Origin of the sequence: Streptomyces liliiviolaceus (assembly GCF_018070025.1) — a bacterium.
Lineage (GTDB): Bacteria > Actinomycetota > Actinomycetes > Streptomycetales > Streptomycetaceae > Streptomyces > Streptomyces liliiviolaceus.
The window spans coordinates 6,375,541-6,392,420 of the sequence record NZ_JAGPYQ010000001.1; the positions used below are offsets into that span (position 1 = coordinate 6,375,541).

At 72.9% G+C, this 16,880-nt stretch carries 15 protein-coding genes, 1 pseudogene and 1 riboswitch; of the genes and pseudogenes, 4 read left to right on the forward strand and 12 right to left on the reverse strand.

Going from position 1 to position 16,880, the window contains the following annotated elements; genetic code table 11:
- Positions 1 to 37: 37 nt before the first annotated feature.
- Entirely contained in the window at positions 38 to 964 is a 927-nt protein-coding gene (locus J8N05_RS27795) for a diacylglycerol/lipid kinase family protein (protein WP_210887432.1), read from the forward strand.
- Between the two features lie 294 nt (positions 965 to 1,258).
- A pseudogene (locus J8N05_RS27800) lies at positions 1,259 to 2,305 on the forward strand (RNA polymerase sigma factor); the annotation flags it as partial.
- A gap of 100 nt (positions 2,306 to 2,405) precedes the next feature.
- On the opposite strand, the gene J8N05_RS27805 reads toward J8N05_RS27800, so the two are convergent.
- The 5 genes from J8N05_RS27805 to J8N05_RS47995 all read right to left on the reverse strand — a co-directional run bounded on the left by J8N05_RS27805 (position 2,406) and on the right by J8N05_RS47995 (position 7,540).
- The gene (locus J8N05_RS27805; RefSeq protein ID WP_210887438.1) at positions 2,406 to 3,533 is read right to left on the reverse strand and encodes an LLM class flavin-dependent oxidoreductase; all 1,128 of its coding nucleotides are present in this window, start codon (positions 3,531 to 3,533) and stop codon (positions 2,406 to 2,408) included.
- 15 nt (positions 3,534 to 3,548) lie between these two features.
- Entirely contained in the window at positions 3,549 to 4,640 is a 1,092-nt protein-coding gene (locus tag J8N05_RS27810; RefSeq protein ID WP_210887441.1) for an LLM class flavin-dependent oxidoreductase, read from the reverse strand.
- Positions 4,637 to 6,037: an NtaA/DmoA family FMN-dependent monooxygenase gene (locus J8N05_RS27815; protein ID WP_210887444.1), complete on the reverse strand. Its 1,401-nt coding sequence runs from the start codon at positions 6,035 to 6,037 to the stop codon at positions 4,637 to 4,639. Before J8N05_RS27815 ends, J8N05_RS27810 begins: the two co-directional genes overlap by 4 nt.
- A 19-nt stretch (positions 6,038 to 6,056) precedes the next feature.
- On the reverse strand, positions 6,057 to 7,340 hold the full coding sequence (locus J8N05_RS27820; protein WP_247706522.1) for an LLM class flavin-dependent oxidoreductase: 1,284 nt from the start codon (positions 7,338 to 7,340) through the stop codon (positions 6,057 to 6,059).
- A gap of 77 nt (positions 7,341 to 7,417) precedes the next feature.
- Positions 7,418 to 7,540: a putative leader peptide gene (locus J8N05_RS47995; protein WP_282108171.1), complete on the reverse strand. Its 123-nt coding sequence runs from the start codon at positions 7,538 to 7,540 to the stop codon at positions 7,418 to 7,420.
- Positions 7,541 to 7,856: 316 nt separating this feature from the next.
- Positions 7,857 to 8,001, forward strand: a riboswitch (SAM riboswitch).
- A gap of 256 nt (positions 8,002 to 8,257) precedes the next feature.
- On the opposite strand from J8N05_RS47995, the gene J8N05_RS27825 reads away from it, so the two are divergent.
- Both J8N05_RS27825 and J8N05_RS27830 read left to right on the forward strand, forming a co-directional pair.
- Positions 8,258 to 9,046 carry a glutathione S-transferase family protein gene (locus J8N05_RS27825; RefSeq protein ID WP_210887447.1) on the forward strand — a complete coding sequence of 263 codons (789 nt, stop codon included), beginning with the start codon at positions 8,258 to 8,260 and terminating at the stop codon, positions 9,044 to 9,046.
- On the forward strand, positions 9,047 to 9,559 hold the full coding sequence (locus tag J8N05_RS27830; protein ID WP_210887449.1) for a GNAT family N-acetyltransferase: 513 nt from the start codon (positions 9,047 to 9,049) through the stop codon (positions 9,557 to 9,559). It begins immediately after the preceding gene.
- An 8-nt stretch (positions 9,560 to 9,567) separates the two neighbouring features.
- Here the strand turns inward: J8N05_RS27830 and J8N05_RS47580 are convergent, their stop codons facing one another.
- The 7 genes from J8N05_RS47580 to J8N05_RS27865 all read right to left on the reverse strand — a co-directional run bounded on the left by J8N05_RS47580 (position 9,568) and on the right by J8N05_RS27865 (position 16,858).
- The gene (locus J8N05_RS47580) at positions 9,568 to 11,112 is read right to left on the reverse strand and encodes a C40 family peptidase (protein WP_247706523.1); all 1,545 of its coding nucleotides are present in this window, start codon (positions 11,110 to 11,112) and stop codon (positions 9,568 to 9,570) included.
- 396 nt (positions 11,113 to 11,508) lie between these two features.
- Positions 11,509 to 12,510, reverse strand: coding sequence for a sugar kinase (locus J8N05_RS27840; RefSeq protein WP_210887452.1), 1,002 nt, complete (start codon positions 12,508 to 12,510; stop codon positions 11,509 to 11,511).
- The gene (locus tag J8N05_RS27845; RefSeq protein WP_210887455.1) at positions 12,507 to 13,433 is read right to left on the reverse strand and encodes an SMP-30/gluconolactonase/LRE family protein; all 927 of its coding nucleotides are present in this window, start codon (positions 13,431 to 13,433) and stop codon (positions 12,507 to 12,509) included. The genes J8N05_RS27840 and J8N05_RS27845 overlap by 4 nt, the downstream gene beginning before the upstream one ends.
- A complete protein-coding gene (locus tag J8N05_RS27850; protein ID WP_210890435.1) occupies positions 13,430 to 14,062 on the reverse strand; it encodes a bifunctional 4-hydroxy-2-oxoglutarate aldolase/2-dehydro-3-deoxy-phosphogluconate aldolase in 633 nt (210 codons plus the stop codon). Before J8N05_RS27850 ends, J8N05_RS27845 begins: the two co-directional genes overlap by 4 nt.
- A 35-nt stretch (positions 14,063 to 14,097) precedes the next feature.
- Positions 14,098 to 14,937, reverse strand: a complete 840-nt coding sequence (locus J8N05_RS27855) for a hypothetical protein (protein WP_210887458.1) — start codon at positions 14,935 to 14,937, stop codon at positions 14,098 to 14,100.
- Positions 14,934 to 16,079 carry a galactonate dehydratase gene (dgoD, locus tag J8N05_RS27860; RefSeq protein ID WP_210887460.1) on the reverse strand — a complete coding sequence of 382 codons (1,146 nt, stop codon included), beginning with the start codon at positions 16,077 to 16,079 and terminating at the stop codon, positions 14,934 to 14,936. The genes J8N05_RS27855 and dgoD overlap by 4 nt, the downstream gene beginning before the upstream one ends.
- A complete protein-coding gene (locus J8N05_RS27865; RefSeq protein WP_210887463.1) occupies positions 16,076 to 16,858 on the reverse strand; it encodes a FadR/GntR family transcriptional regulator in 783 nt (260 codons plus the stop codon). Before J8N05_RS27865 ends, dgoD begins: the two co-directional genes overlap by 4 nt.
- Positions 16,859 to 16,880 lie beyond the last annotated feature (22 nt).

Below are 16,880 nucleotides of genomic sequence, written 5' to 3' on the forward strand. Positions count from 1 at the left end.
CGTCACACTGCCGTCGATCGCGTCGGAGAGTCCGCCGATGAGCGTTCCCAAGTCCGTTCTGATCGTGGCCAATCCGGCCGCCGGGTCGTACTCGGCCGACACCACCGCCGAGGTGCTGCGGCTGGTCCGGGAGGCCGGTCCCGCCGTCGATCTGATCCTGACGCGGCATCCCGGCCACGCCCGCGCACTCGCCAGGGCGGCCACCGGTCCGGGCGGCCCCGACGTACTGGTGTCGCTGGGCGGCGACGGCACCGCGCACGAGCTGATGACGGGCCTGGCCGGCTCCCCCGAGCACCCGGCCCTCCTGGTCCTGCCCGGCGGCAGCGGCAACTCCCTCTACCGCGAGCTGTGGTCGGACCGTCCCTGGCAGCCGGCCCTGGAGGCCGCCCTGTCCGCGCCCCGCGTACGGCAGGTGGACCTGATCCGGGTGGCGGAGACCGGCGGCACCGCACTGCTCGGTGCCTCCACCGGACTCGCGGCGCAGACACTGAACCCTGGCGGGGCCCGCGGGAGCGCGGCACGCGGCCGTGAACGCTACGAGAAGGCGCTGCTCGACGCGCTGCACACCGGGTTCCCGCCCTATCCCGGCCGGGTGACCGTGGACGGCGCCGAGGTCCACTCCGGCGACACGGTCTGCGCCAACGTGGGCGGCGGCCGCTACCGGGCCGGCCGTTTCATGGCCTGCCCGCACTCCGTCCTGGACGACGGCCTCCTCGACGTCTGTGTCGCGGGCACCGCCCTGCCCACCCCCGAACTGCTCCAGCTGGCCCGCGAGGGACGGCATGTGGGCCGTGAGGGCGTGGTCTACGCCCGTGGCCGCCGGATCGTCCTGGAACGTACCGACGGCCGCCCGCTGCTCTTCGAGTACGACGGCGACCTGGTCCGCTCCGGCGACGCCACGCGGTACACGCTGGACGTCGCACCCCGGGCCCTGCGGGTGCTGGCGCCGGCAGCGGCGGCCTGAGAACGGGGCCACCCGCCCTGCCGGGGCCACCGCCGCGGGCGGTCGCCGCCACCCACCCCGAGATGCCGCTCTCCTCCTGCGGGCCGGTGACGGAGACCGTGCACTAGTACGCAGAAACTCTCGAAAAGCAACCACGCAGCTCACGTGATGTTTCTCACCCGCAATTTGCAGTAATTCTCGGCCGTCTCCGACCGCTCGGGCGGGTGTACCTTTATGAGCGGAAAGCGGAATGACGAGAATGCGGGGTTTACGAGGGCCCAGAGGTCCTGGTTCACGTTGGTTGACATTGCTTGAGTGTGCACGGGGACCGAGACCCGGGAAGAGATGCTGAGCGCGATGGAGACAGACCACCAGGAACAGCGGGCCCTTGCGCCGGCTCCCGACGACGAGTCCGACGCGCCCGAGCCCGTACTCACGTCCGACGGCGCCTCCGTCGACCAGGTGCGCGACTACCTGAAGGTGATCAGCCGCGTCCGGCTCCTCACCGCCGCGCAGGAGGTGGATCTCGCCAGACGGATCGAGGCGGGCCTGTTCGCCCAGCGCAAGCTCGACGAGGAGCGCGGTCTCGACCCCTTGTTCCGGCAGGAGCTGACCGCGGTCGCCGAGGACGGGCTGCGGGCGAAGTCGCACCTCACCGAGGCGAACCTCCGGCTGGTGGTGTCCATAGCCAAGCGCTACACGCGCCGCGGGCTCAACTTCCTGGACCTGATCCAGGAGGGCAACACGGGCCTGATCCGGGCCGTCGAGAAGTTCGACTACGTCAAGGGATTCAAGTTCTCGACCTACGCGACCTGGTGGATCCGGCAGGCGATTTCCCGGGCGCTGGCCGATCAGAGCCGCACCATCCGCATTCCGGTCCACGCGGTGGAAGCGATCAACAAAGTGGCCAGACTTCGTCGGGAATTGCTGCAGGAACTGGGTGTCGAGCCCACGGTGGAGCAGATCGCGGAGAAATTGGATCTCCCCGTTTCGAAGATCGTGGAACTCGACACCTACATCAAGGAACCCGTCTCGCTGCATATGCCCCTGGGCGAGGAGGGCGGCACCGAACTCGGAGATGTGATCGAGGACAGCGAAAGCGTCTCCCCCTTCGACGCGGTGTCGTTCCGGCTCCTCAGGGACACCATCCAGACCGTCCTCTCCGCCATGACTCCGCGCGAGGCAGGCATCATCACCCTCCGTTACGGACTGCTGGACGGCCAGGCGAAGACCTTGGAGGAGATCGGCCAGGTCTACGGGGTCACGCGTGAGCGCATCCGGCAGATCGAGTCCAAGACGATGTCGAAGCTGCGCCACCCCTCCCGCTCGCAGGCGCTGCAGGACTACGTGGGTCTGGGCTGAGCCCCGCCGGGCCGCCGGTCCGGATGGCCGCCCGACTCGTCCGCGGCGGAGCTTTCCGCTCCTGCGCGGGCGAGCCGGGCGCCCCCTCACCCCGACCCCGTCACCTCCGTCGCCACTCCTGCGCCAGCAGCTCGTACGAGCGGACGCGGTCGGCGTGGTCGTGGGTGATGGTGGTGATCAGCAGCTCGTCGGCGCCGGTGGCCTCCCCCAGTTGTTCGAGTTGGCCCGCGACCCGGCTCGGCGAGCCGACGAACTGGGTGTCGACACGGTCCTGGACCAGCGCCCGGTCCGCTTCGGTCCACACGTGGGCGCGGGCCTCGTCGGGGGTGGGGAAAGGGATCGCGCCCTCGGCCGTGCGGATGCTGCGGACCCAGGGACCGTATCCGGCGGCCAGTTCACGGGCGCTCTCGTCGTCCTCGGCGACCACGACGTCGGCCGAGACGCTCACATACGGCTTGTCGAGCACGTCGGAGGGCCGGAACGCGGCCCGGTAGGCCTCCACCGCCTCCAGTACGGTCCCGGGGCTGACGTGGTAGTTCGCCGCGAACCGCAGTCCGCCCCGGCCCGCGACCTCGGCGCTCTCGCCCCCGCTGCTGCCCAGGATCCACACCTGGAGGTCGGCGCCCTCGCCCGGGACGGCATGAGCCTCGATGCCGTCCGCCGACCGGTAGGTGCCGGCCAGCAGCGCGAGGATGTCGTCGATCTGCTCGCCGTACTCCTGCGACTCGGCGTTCGGCTGCTTGAGCAGTTTCAGCTGGAGGGCCACGCGGGGCGAGCCGAGCAGGTGCGCGAAGGAGAACTTCGGCGGGATCGGCAGGCCGTTGGGGGCCCGGCCGTCCACGACGGGGGTCGCGTCCGGCAGCGGCTCGACGGGTCCGCCGGGCGGCCGGCCGCCGGAGCGGCCGAGACCCAGGTCGAGGCGCCCGGGATGCAGCGCGTCGATCAGCCCGAACTCCTCCACCGTGGACAGGGCGGTGCGGTGGCCCAGTTGTACGGCTCCGGAGCCGAGCCGGATCGACGAGGTCGCGGAGGCGGTGAGGGCGAGCACGACCGCCGGGGAGGTGCCCGCGACTCCGGGGTTGAGGTGGTGCTCGGCGAACCAGTAGCGGGCGTAGCCGAGTTGTTCGGCCCGCCGGGCCAGGTCGATGGAGTTGCGCAGCGCCTCGGCCGCGGTGGAGCCGGACGACACCGGGACCAGGTCGAGGACGCCGAGGGGGATGTCTGACATGGGTACGGGTTCTCCTCAGCGGTCGGCGGCGACGGGTACCGGCGTGGGTCCGGCCTGCACCGGGCCCCAGGGGAACGGCGGGTCGGGGATCTCGCGGCGCAGCACCGGGGCGACGGCCGACTGGAAGAGGGCAAGCGAGTCGCGGTGCTGAGTGTCCGTCAGACCACCCGCGTCCGCGTGGAGATGGAGAACTGTGTGGCCGAACTGCTCGTGGTAGCCGTGCACTTTCTCGATGATCTGCTGCGGGCTGCCGACGAGTGCAGAACTGCGCTCCACGAAGTCCTCCAGGGTGGGGAAGACCGGTTCCAGGCCGAGCCGCTTCTGGAACGCCAACTGCCCCTCGAACACGGGCCGGTAGGCGCTGATCGCCTCCTGTGACGTACGGGCCGCGTAGTAGCCGGCCGTCCCGGCGCCGACGGCGATACGGGCCGGGTCGTGGCCGTGGAACTCCCAGCGTTCGCGGTAGTACCGGATCAACTCGGCGTACGGCTCGATCGGGTTGGAGACGTTCGCCGAGAAGAGCGGGTCGCCGTAGCGGGCGGCGAGGTCGACGGACTCCTTGCTCGTGGCGCTGCCGTGCCAGACGCGGATGGGCTGCTGGAGCGGTCTGGGCCACACCTCGGCGTCCACCAGTTCCGGGCGGAAACGGGTCGCGGCAGTCACCTTGTCCTGCCGCCAGAGCGTGCGGAACACCTCGTAGCTCTCGGCGTTGCGGTCCCACTGGTCCTCGGGCGTGACGTGGAACAGGTCGCGCTGGGCGGCCCCGTTGCCCTTGCCGATGATCAGTTCGAGGCGACCGCCGGACAGGTGGTCCAGGGTCGCGTAGTCCTCGTACGCGCGGACCGGGTCGAGGAGGCTGAGGGTCGTCACCGCCGTGAACAGGCGGATGCGGGAGGTGAGGGCGGCGATGTGGCTGAGGACGACGGGCGGCGAGGAGGAGATGAAGGGGCGCTCGTGCCGCTCCCCCACGCCGAAGCCGTCGAAGCCCAGCTCCTCGGCCAGCAGGGCGTTGTCGAGGACCTCGCGGAAGCGGTCGCCGGTGGATTTCCGGATGCCGGTCACCGGATCCGGCGCGTGCACGATCAGGGTGATCGCCAGGAACTTCACGAGGCGACCGCCCGCTCGCCGTGCGCCGCGGAGCCGGACCGGGCGGCGGGCCGGTCGAGACCCAGGTGGTCGCGCAGGGTCGTGCCCTCGTACTCCGTGCGGAAGACGCCGCGCTCCTGGAGCAGCGGGACGACCGTGTCGGCGAAGGCGTCGAGGCCGCCGGGGGTGATGTGCGGGACGAGGATGAAGCCGTCGCTGGCGTCGGCCTGCACGAACTCGTCGATGGTGCGCGCGACCGTCTCGGCCGAGCCGACGAAGGCCTGGCGGTTGCCGGTCTCGATGACCAGGTCGCGGATGGACCACTTGTTGGCGGCGGCCAGCTCGCGCCACTCACGGGCGGTGGCGAGCGGGTCGCGGTACATGCGCACCTGGGCCCGGCCGCGGGCGAGCGTGTGCTCACCGAGGTCGGGATCGATGTCGGGCAGCGGCCCGTCCGGGTCGTACGCGGACAGGTCGCGGTTCCAGACGAACTCCAGGTGCTTGAGCGCGGTCGCCCCGCTGACCTGCTGCCGGCGCACCTCGCGGGCCAGTTCGGCGGCGTCGGCGTCCGTGTCGCCGAGGACGAAGGTCGCGGCGGGCAGGATGAGCAGCTGGTCGTGGGTGCGGCCGTGGCGGGCCAGGCGGCCCTTGACGTCCGCGTAGAAGGCCTGGCCCTCCTTGAGGGTGGCGTACCGGCTGAAGATCGCGTCGGCTCCGGCGGCGGCGAACTCGCGGCCCTCCTCGGAGTCGCCCGCCTGGAAGATCACCGGGCGGCCCTGCGGGGAGACGGGCACGTTGAACTGGCCCTCGATGTCGAAGTGCTGTCCCTGGTGGACGAAGGCTCCGGCCTTGGCGTCGCTCAGGAAGGTGCCGGTCGCCGGGTCGGCGACGATCTCGTCGCCGTGCCAGGAGTCGAAGAGTTCGTTCGCGGTGGCCAGGAACTCCTTGGCGCGGGAGTAGCGCTCGTCCTGCGGGAGGAAGCCGCCGCGGCGGAAGTTCTCGCCGGTGAAGGCGTCCCAGGACGTGACGACGTTCCAGGCGGCGCGGCCGTCGGAGAGGTGGTCGAGGCTCGCGAACTGCCGTGCCACCTCGTAGGGCTCGTTGAAGGTGGAGTTGATGGTGCCGGTGAGGCCGAGGCGTTCGGTGACGGCGGCCAGCGCGGACAGGATCGTGAAGGTGTCGGGCCGTCCGACGACGTCCAGATCGTAGATCTTGCCGCCCTGTTCGCGCAGGCGCAGGCCCTCGGCGAGGAACAGGAAGTCGAACTTGGCGCGTTCGGCGGTACGCGCGAAGTGGGCGAAGGAGCTGAACTCGATGTGGCTGCCCGCCTGGGGGTCGCTCCACACGGTGGTGTTGTTGACGCCGGGGAAGTGGGCCGCGAGGTGGATCTGCTTGAGGGGCTTGCGGGGCTCGCTCATGTTCGTGGGTCCTTCCGGCTCAGGCGGTGGTGACGGCGTCGGCGGCTGCGTCGGCCGCTACGGCTGCGGCTGCGGCGTAGCGGTTGGCCGGGCGGGCGAGCCCGAGCAGTCCGCGCAGGGTGTCGGCCTCGTACGCGTGCCGGAAGACGCCCCGGCGCTGGAGTTCGGGGACCAGGCCCCGGGTGATCGCGGGGAGGTCGTGTCCCGCGACGGCGGGGCGCAGCCGGAAGCCGGTCAGCCCGGCCTCGCCCAATTCCTGCAGCAGGTCGGCCAGTTGGGACGGGGTGCCGGTGAAGATCCGGGCGTCGCTGGTGTACGGGTACCCCGCGAGGGTGTCGAGCCGCTCCTTGCGGGCCGCGGCCTCGGCGGGGTCGTCGTCCAGGAACACGACCAGGTCACCGAAGAGGTGCAGGGGCTCGCCCGCCCGCCCGGCCGCGTCCTGTTCGGCGCGTACCGAGGCGACGATCGCCCTGGCCTGCCCGGCGTCGTGCGGGGTGACGAACCCGAGGTCGGCGCTGCGGCCCAGCAGCCGGAACGGCGCGCCGGTCACGCTCTCGTGGGCGAGCGCCCCGACGGGCGGCTGGCCCTGCGGGGGCCTGGGCGTGATCGAGGGCCCCTTGACGCTGAAGTGCGCGCCCTCGAAGTCGATGTAGTGCAGCTTCTCCCGGTCGACGAAGCGGCCGGTGGCGACGTCCCGGATCTCCGCGCCGTCCTCCCAGCTGTCCCACAGCCGCCGCACCGCTTCGACGTAGTCGGCCGCCTCGTCGAAGAGGTCGACCGTCAACTCCTGTACGGCGGGGCTCTCCAGGTCCTCGATACGGAACGACGGGACCGTACGGCGGCCGAAGTGCGCGGCCTCGTTGCGGCGGGCCGACACCTGGATCCGTACGCCGCCACGGCCGGTGCTCACATAGTCCAGCGTGGCGATGGCCTTCGATATGTGGAAGGGCTCTGTGTGGGTGGCCACCACGGTCGGCAGCAGACCTATGTGGCTGGTCAGCGGGGCGACCCGGGCGGCGATGAGGACGGCGTCGAGCCGGCCGCGGACCTGGTCGGTGCGTCCGTCGGGCTCGGTGAAGTGCGTGGACTGGAGGCCGAGGGCGTCCTCGATGGTCACGAAGTCGAGCAGACCGCGCTCGGCCTCGGTGACGAGGTCCGTCCAGTAGCCGGCGGTGAGCAGGTCCCGGGGGCGGGCCACCGGTTCGCGCCACGCGGCGGGATGCCAGCCGGCTCCGTCGAGCGCGACGGCGAGGTGCAGGGCGGAGGAGGAAGAGGGCAGGGCAGAAGAAGGTACTGACGACACGACGGGGGTGCCTTCCTGATCGACCGTGGAGGAAGCCGGCCCTCACTGCGCGGAGGGCGGGGCCGCGGAGGTACGGGTCAGGGACGACAGAGCGCGCCGGCGACGCGCAGGAGGTCGATGTGCTGCCGCGAGTACAGGCGTACGCGGCGGCGCGGGGTGAGCGTGGGGACGCGGAGGCGGGGCACGGGGCGTGGTCCCACGTGCGTCACCTCCGTTCTGCGGCTCGGCTTCCGGTCGACGCTCACAACAGTACGGGTGTTCCTTTTCTTCCGGCAGTACGGGATTTATCTCGGCGGTTCCTTGGGCGGTCGGTGCGTTGTCGTGTGCGGGTTCGGTGGGGGCTGGCCGCGCAGTTCCCCGCGCCCCTGAAGGCGGGGCTTCGCCCTCGCCCCTCTAGGGGCGCGGGGAACTGCGCGCTCAGCCCCCACCGAACCCGCACAGGCCACTGCCCACGTACTGAGACGTCGTCTCGGCATCTTGACGACACTCACTCAGCGCACAGACACTTGCGGGGACGGTCACGATTGTCAGCGCCCGTCGGACGGGGTCCCCCGTCCGTGCGGTCATCGGCCCCGGCCCGCTGACAGGCAACCCTTCCACCGCGACGGGGTGCCCCGGGTGACGACCGGGTTCCGCCGGTGCGGCGGGACAAGCGTGGTCTCGCCTCGCGCGAGCCCCGACCGGGACGGGTGGGAATTGCCCAGGAACGGCTTGACGAGGCGACTGCACATCGATCTGTTGCGCGTCTCCAGCGCTTACTAGTCCGCCGCCGGTCCACCCGGCCCCTCAGGTCCGCCCGATCCGGACCTGCCGGACCCGTGGGACCTGCCGGACGTGCACGACACAGCGCAGTCACTCCGTTTCGCCACTGGTGCCCACAAGGCGGCCAGGGCTTCCGCGATTCCCTCTGGAGAGCCATGCCCGAGACAGTTTCCCGCGGTTCGAGCACAGGTACCTTCGCCACGGCCGCCCGTACGGCCGTCACCGGCGCACCCGCCTGCGGCACGGTCCCACCGAGCGCGACCGCACGTCCGCACCGCTTCCGCGGCCGCATAGGCGTCGGCCTCGCCGGCGGCTTCTACCCGGCGCCGCACCGCTATCAGCTGTATCTGTCCGAAGGCTGTCAGCGTTCGCTGCGCGTCTCGATCACCCTCGCCCTGCTGGGACTTGAGAGCTCGACGGCCACCACCGTGCTGACCCGCCCCGCCGAGACGCCCGACGCCTTCGCCTCGCTGCGCCGGGCCTACGAGGCGACCTGGCACCACTACGACGGCCCGCTCACCGCGCCCGCGCTGTGCGACCGGTGGAGCGGACGTGTCGTCAGCAACCACACGCCCGACATCCTGCGCGACCTCACCGACCTCGCCGGTCTCCGGGACGACGAGGGGCCCGGCCTGCCCGCGCTGCGGCCCCCGGCCCTCGCCGCGGAGATCGACGCCCTGCGTGAGCTCCTCGCCCGGGACGTCACACCGGCCTCCCCGGCACACGCCCGGGCGGCGACCCTGACCCTGCTCGACCACCAACTGGCCGTCGGACCGTACGTGTTGGGGGATGCGATCACGGCTGCGGACGTGGATCTCTGGGTGGCGCTCACACACCTCGACCCGGCCGACGACGCCCTGTCCGCGTACCTCCACCTGGACCGGTACGTCCGGCGGCTCGGCCGGCACCCGGCCTTCCTCGACGGCGGGCGAACGGGCCGCTAGGTGGAGACGCACGCCGACCGGCGGGTGGCGGCGGTCCGGTGGGTGACCGAGGAGTGGGACGCCCCGGCACCGGCCCGGCTGCGGGAGCAGATGTCCGCCGAACTGGCCCCGCGCTACGCGCCGGTCGAACACCGGCGCGTCCGTGCGCCGCAGCCCGCGGCCGAGGAGATCGTCGTCACCTGGGTCGCCTACGCCGAGGGCGTGCCGGTGGCCACCGCCTCGCTGCGCAGGCTGCCCGACCGGCACGAGGTGAAGCGGGTGTTCGTGCACGCCGGCCACCGCGGCCGGGGTCTGGCGCGCGCGGCCCTCGCGGCGGTGGAGTCGACCGCGCTGGCCCTCGGCGTCGACCGGCTGTGGCTGCAGACGGGCGCGCTCCAGCCGGAGGCCCGGTCGCTCTACGCGCGGGAGGGCTGGCAGGAGGTGCGGCCGTACGCCCCGTACGACCGCAATCCGTTCAGTGTCTGCTTCACCAAGGCGCTCATGGAGCCGGCGGAGACGCCGCGGTCACGCTGAGCCCTGGTTCAGGCGGGGCGGATCACGCTGTGGATCGCCGCCTCGCCGGCCCAGTAGATCGACTCCTCGCGGATGGCGACACCCGGGCTCGGCGCGTGGATCATCATGCCGTTGCCGGTGGCGATGCCGACGTGTCCGACCTGGCCGCTGAAGAGGACCAGGTCGCCGGGCCTGATGTCCGACACGGGGACCATCGTGCCGGCGGTCGCCTGGTCCGGGACGGAACGCGGGAGCGCGACTCCGGCGACCTTCCAGGCGGCCTGCGTGAGGCTGGAGCAGTCGTACGAGCCCGGTCCCATCGAACCCCATACGCACGGCTTGCCGATCTGGGCGCGTGCGAAGTCGACGGCCCTGGCGCCCTGTCCGCCGTACCCGGGGTCGGGCGCGGCATAGACGGGCGTGCCATGGGCGGGCGTCGCATAGGCGGGAGCAGGAGCGGGAGCAGGGGCGGGTGCGGGGGCGCCGTATCCGGGGTTGGCCGCGGCCTGCATGTCGAGGGCGACTCCCGTGGCGATGGGCGTGCTGGCGTCGACGTACATGCTCGTGTCGCTCTGCCGGCCACTGGCGTACGGGGCTCCGGCGTACTGGTCGACCCCGGGGTACACGCCGTTGCCGATGCTCTGGTCGGCGGCGACACCCGCTCCCGTGCCGGGTATGCCGGGGTACATGGCCGTACCGGCGTACATGTCGGTGCCCGCGCGCATGTCCGTGCCGATGGCCGGCTGCTGCCAGGCGTCCGCGCCGGTCGCGGCCGCCCGGTGGTTCTGCGTCTGGGCCGCGGGGCCCCAGGCGCCCTCGACCGCCTGGAAGGGCTGCAGTTCCGCGACGGGTGCGGGGCGCCGGGCCGCGTGTCCGGCCAGCAGGTCGCGGGCCTGTCCGAGCTTGCGCTGGTTGCGCTGCTTCGAGGTCCGCAGCGTCGTCTGCGACGGTCCGCCGGACGGCCCGGACAAGGTCCTGTCGGCCGCCTGGCGCTGGGCCGGAACGGCCGGCAGCGCGGCGGCGGGTCCCGCGGTCAGCTCGGCGACGGGCCTCGCGGTCAGTTCCGCGACGGGTCCGGCGCCACCTCCGGCACCGGGGCCGGCGCTCGGACCGGCGGTCAGCTCCAGGACGGGCTTGCCGGAACCCTCACGCTCTCCGCGCCCCTCACCGCCACCGCCGCTCGGACGACCGCCCGAGTCGGCGGGCCGGGACCCGGCGGAACCCCGGTCCGGCATCCTGTCGGGCGGCAGCACCGCCGGGAAGACGGGGCCGAGCTGCGAGCGGCCCACGTCGAACCACTTCTTCGCGACGTCCGGCAGCGGGGCGGCGGCATCGGTGGCTCCGCCCCGGCCGCCTCCGCCCCCGGACGCCGGCCTGGCGTCGCGGGTGGCGGTGCTCATCGCGCGGGTGACGTTGATGTTGCCCGTGGCGTTCTCGACCCGGTCGTAGAGATTGGTGATCCGCTGCTGAACTTCCTCGCGGCTGGGTTCGTCGCTCCGCTGGGCGGGAATGCCCGCGGAGGCGAACTGGTCCACGGAAGCGGGGGCCGCCTTCACGAGGGCGGAGCGGGACATGCCGGGGAGGCCGGTGCCTCCGGGGCGCTGCGTTCGTTCCGGCGCGATGGGAGACGACTCCTTCCGTGCACCGCCTGCCGGGTCGACCTTCGGCTTCGGGCGGACAGTTCCGACGTCCGTGCCCTACGGCCCCTGCCTGCTGCGCAGTTGGGCCGATTCACCCTGAAAGTCGACTGGACCTCCGGCTCCGGCCGCCACGGGGGCCGGTCGGATTCGGCGGAGACCGCGCGACCCGGCGAGGTTCACCGGAGCCAGTCGTACGGCCTAGCCGTCAACTTAGCCAACTTGTGTGTCTCGCGTGAAGATTGAAGTGCGAAGTGTCCGATATGTAAATGTGACCTTCGTCGTACCCGAAGGTGACCTTGAGGCCTTGACCACCTCACCGCGACCGGTCCGTCACTCGCGGTTCACCCGGGCCCAGTCGGACGCGGGGAGTCCGAGGAGTTCCTCGATCCTGGCCTTGTCGGGCAACGGGCCATGATCGCCGGTCACTTGGAGTGCCGAACCGGCGGTGATGTGTCCGAGCCGCAGCGCGCGTTCCATGCCGTCGCCCCGCAGCAGACCTGTCAGGAACCCTGCGGCGAAGGCGTCTCCGGCGCCGACGGGCTCCACCACGTCCGTGCGCAGAGCGGGCACGGTCCAGGAGCCTTCGTCGCCGAAGACCGTGGCCGACCGGCCGCCGTCCTTGACGACGAGGAGGCGCGGACGCGGCAACAGCCGCCGTACGCCGTCCGGTTCGAGGCCGGCGTCCCACAGGTCCTGTGCCTCGTCGAGGCCCACGAGGACGAGGTCGGCGCGGTCGGCCAGTTCGCGCAGTACGGGCGCGGCCGTGCCGGGCGGCCACAGCGCCCGGCGGTGGTTGACGTCGAAGCTGACGGCGTACGGGCGTTCGTCCGGCGGGGTGGCGAGGGCTTCCTCGACCAGGCTCCGGCAGGACGGGGACAGGGCCGGGGTGATCCCGGTGAGGTGGAGGACGGAGGCGGACCGTAGTCTGTCGTCCTCCAGCATCTCGGGGCCCAGGGCCGAGGCCGCCGAGCCGCCGCGGTAGTAGTGGACGCGGGTACCGGTGGCGGCGGGCTCCTTCACGAGCAGGCCCGTGGGCCGGGCCGGGTCGTGCCGCACTCCCCCGACGTCGACACCGGCGGCGCCGACCGCGGCACGCACCCGCCGGCCCAGCGCGTCGTCGCCGAGCGCCGAGAGCCAGGAGACGGGGACACCCAGATCGGCCAGGTACATCGCCACGTTCGACTCGGCCCCCGCCACCGACACCCGCAGGTCCTCGGCGCTCTCCAGGGACTCGGCCGGGGCGGGAGCCAGCGCGGCCATGGTCTCCCCGACGCAGACCACCGGTCCTTCGCGGGGCCGCCAGACGGCGCGGGGTGCGGACGCGCTGCTCATGCCGTCTCCTTCCGGGGCGAGTCGGGGCCACGGCGGTCACGGGTGTGGTGCCGGTAGGTGTCCGCCGGTCTCCCGGGTACGTCGACCCGGGCCGTGAACACGGCGCCGTCGTACGGGCCGGGCGCGGCGAGTCCCACCCGGGCGCTGGTGACGTACAGCAGGTCCTCCCGCAGGCACACTCCGGCGGGTTGCCGTGCGGGCAGCCGCAGGGTGCGGTCGAGGCGGCCGTCCGCCAGATACCGGCGTACGGTGCCGGTGCCCCACACCGCGATCCACACCGCGCCCTCGGCGTCCACGACCATGCCGTCGGGGCTGCCGTCGTCGACGGTGACGTACACCTCCGGGGCGCCGAGGTCGCCGGTGGCGGGGTCGACGGGATGACGCCGGACGACTCCGCGGGCGCTGTCGGCCAGGTACATGGTGCGGCCGTCGGCCGTGAAGGCGGGCCCGTTCGGCACGGTGATGCCGTCGAGGACGCGGGCCACCGTGCCGTCGTGGTCGACGCGGTAGAGGGAGCCGGCGCCGTCGTCGGCCTCGTGGGCCATGCTGCCCGCCCAGAAGCGGCCGGCGGGGTCGGCGGTCCCGTCGTTCATGCGCATGGGCCGTGCCGCGTCCGCCTCGGGCCGGGCCAGCCAACTCGGCGGAGCGTCCGGGGTGAGCAGGCAGATGCCGGTTCCCGCGGCGGCGATCCAGGTGCCGGGTGCGTCGGCGACGGGGGCCACCGCGCCCAAGGGGACTGGTAGACGGGCCAGATGACTGAAGGGTTCGGCGGGACGGTCCGTGGCGGTGAGCAGGCGGCCCGCGAGGATGTCCACGAGCACGATGCCGTGATCGGCCGTCCAGCGGATGCCTTCGCCGAGTTCCAGACGGTCGGGGCCGAGGACATCCGCCCCCGCCGGGGCTTCGGCTTCGGGGTGGGTCACGCCCCACCTTCGTTCGCCACCGCGAGGAACGCCCGCGCGCGGTCCCGCAGCGCGGTCAGGCTGCCGCCGTCGGCCGCGTCCCCGACCAGCGGTGAACCTACCCCGACGGCGGTCGCCCCGGCCGCCAGATACGCGCGGGCGGCGGCCCCGTCGACCCCGCCCACCGGCACGAACAGCTCGTGCGGGAACGGGCCGCGCAGGGCCTTGAGGTAGGCGGGGCCGCCGGCCTGGGCGGCGGGGAAGATCTTCAGGGCGGCGGCGCCGAGGGTCCGCGCGGCCAGGATCTCGGTCGGGGTCATCACCCCGGCCAGGACCGGCAGTCCCCGTTCGCGTGCAGCGGTGACGCCGTCCCCGAGCGCGGGGGTGACGGCGAAGTCCGCACCGGCCTCCTGGGCGGCGCGGGCGTCGTCGGCGGTCAGGACCGTACCGGCGCCGAGGGGGCGGTCGGGGCCGAGCGCCTCACGGGCCCGCCCGATGACCGACAGGGCGTCCTTACCGCTGAGGGACACCTCGATCAGCTCGACCCCCTCCTCGGCCAGGGCCAGCACGGTGCGCAGCGCCGCCTCCGGGTCGTCGCCGCGCACGATCGCGACCAGGCGGTGGGCGGTGAGGGCCGCTCGAAGATCCAGCAGGTCCATGCAGACTCCTTGTGCAACGGGTCGGTTCAGGTGCAGCGGCAGTGCGTGGTGAGCGTCAGCCGCCATCGCACCTCGCCGGAGGCGGGTACCCGGGCCGCGTCGCCGGGACCCGCCTCGGCGAGGTCGAAAACACGGCCGAGCATGGGCTCGACGCCTGTGCTGCGGTACGGGCGCCCGGTGGGGAAGCCGCCCAGGTTGCGCCAGAGGGCGACGGACGTGGGCTGTCCGTCGGCCTCCAGGGCCAGGGACAGCCGGTCCCGGCCGTCGTGGACACAGCAGCCGGGGGCGTCCACGACGGCACCGACCGCGGTGCCGTCGTCCGGACCGAACCGGTCCAGAGGCAGTCCGCGGGGGACGGGCCAGTCCCCCTCCACCCACGCGGCGCCCTCGGGCCACAGCTGCGTCAACAGCGGGGCCGCCTCGGGGAAGAGCCGGGTCCGCGCGCCGTCGCCGATGCGCACGCTCGCCCCCTCGGAGAGATCGAGCAGGGCGTGAGCGGCCCACACGAAGCGGAAGCCCGGGTCGGCCGTCAGCACGTAGTCGGCCTCCGCTCCGTCGAGGGTGCCGCGGATCGTGCGTCCGAGCGTGAACCGCTCGCAGCGGACGACGTACCGGTCGTCACCCCGCGCCGGGGCCGGGACCCGAGTCCAAGGGCGGGACCACGCCTCCCCGTGGTCCGGCCCGCCCCGGATCGTGGGGACGCATTCCTCCAGGCCGCCCGCGTCCACGAACGCGTCGCCGGGTGCGACCCCCGCCCGCTCGGGGGCCACGCGGTGCCACAGCCACTCCCGGCCGGCAGCCGTGCGCAGGGAGGTCCAACGGCCGCCGTGGGTCGGGTCGGTGGCCACTTCGAGCGGCACGCTCACCACTCCGCGAAGGAGCCGTCGGCATGTCGCCACACCGGGTTGCGCCAGGCGTGTCCGGACCGGTCGGCGGCGCGGACGGCGGCCTCGTCGACGGTGACGCCCAGACCGGGGGCGTCACCCCGCGAGGCGTGCCCGTCGACGAACCGGAACGGCTCGGTGTCCACCAGGTACGACAGCAGGTCGGCGTCCTTGTTGTAGTGGATGCCCCGACTCTGCTCCTGGATGAGGAAGTTGGGGGTGGCGAAGGCGACCTGGAGGCTGGCCGCCAGGGCGATCGGGCCGAGCGGGCAGTGCGGGGCGAGCTGCGCGCCGTGGGTCTCGGCGAGCGAGGCGATGCGGTGCACCTCCGAGATGCCCCCGGCGTGGGACAGATCCGGCTGGGCGACCGCGATGCCCGCGGTGAGTACGGGCAGGAAGTCGGCGCGCCCGTAGAGGCGTTCACCGGTGGCGAGCGGGATCGGGGTCGCGGCGACGAGGCCGGCCAGCAGGTGACCGTGCTCGGGCACTACGGGCTCCTCGACGAACAGCGGGTGCAGCGGCCCCAGTTCGGACAGGACCCGGCGTGCGCCCGCCGCCGTGAAACGGCCGTGGAAGTCGACGGCGACATCCCGGTCGGGGCCCAGTGCCTCGCGGGCGGCGGCCACCCGGCCCACGATCGCGGCGGTCTCGGCGGGCGTGGGGATCGGCGAGGTGGCCCCGGCGCCGTTCATCTTCACCGCCGTGAAGCCCGCCTCGACCTGCGCGGCTATCTGCTCGGTCAGCTCGGCGGGTTCGTCGCCGCCGACCCAGGCGTAGACGCGGACGCGGTCCCGCACCGGGCCGCCCAGCAGGGCGTGCACCGGAGCCCCGTACGTCTTGCCGGCGATGTCCCACAGGGCCTGGTCGAGCCCGGCGACGGCACTGGAGAGCACCGGGCCGCCGCGGTAGAAGCCGCCCTTGGACAGCACCTGCCAGTGATCCTGGATGCGCAACGGGTCCTGGCCGACGAGGTGTTCGGCCAGCACGTCGACGGCGGCGCGCACGACCTCGGCCCGCCCCTCGACGACCGGTTCGCCCCAGCCGACCACACCCTCGTCGGTCTCGATACGGCAGAAGAGCCAGCGGGGCGGGACGAGGAAGGTCTCGATACGGGTGATCTTCACTGGGAGCGGGAGCCTTCCGTCGCGTCGGGCACATGGCTGTCACGGGCGTCACCGGTGCCACCGGTGTCATCGGTGTCGCTGAGGCGGTCCAGGTCGCGGCCCGCCTGGTCGAGCAGGGCCCGCATCGCGGTCTCGGCGGCCCGTGGGTCCCGGTCGCGTACGGCGTCCAGGACCGCCCGGTGCGCCGGGACCGGGTCCTCGCTGTGCGGGGCGCTGTGCACGATGCGGTCGCGGTGGGCCAGCCCGGACTCGATCACCATCTCCATGCGTTCGAGGAGTTCGTTGTGGGTGGCGGCCAGCAGTGCCCGGTGGAAGGCGAGGTCGGCCTCCACGGCGTGGGCGGCGTCGCCACCGCCCTCCCCCATCGCGCCGAGCGCGCCGTCCAGGGCCGCCAGGTCGGCGTCGGTGCGCCGGTCGGCGGCCAGCCGCACCGCGGCCGGTTCGATGATGGCGCGCACCTCGGCGAGATTTCGCAGCAGCGCCTCGTCGGCCTCGGAGGTACGGCCGCCCTCGAACTGCCAGCGCAGTACGTCGACATCGAGGAGGTTCCACTCGGCACGGGTACGGACGAACGTGCCGCGTTTCTGGCGGGCGTCGACCATCCCCTTGGCGGCGAGCACCTTGAGGGACTCGCGCAGGGCGGTGAGGCTCACGTCCAGCTCGCTCTGCAGCGCCACCAGGTCCAGCGTGGCCCCCTCGGGGATCTCGCCGCCCAGGATGCGGCGGGCGAGGACTTCCACGGTCTGGCCGTGCACGCCGCGGCGGGCATAGGGCGTCATTGTCGTACGGCCTTTCTCTGCG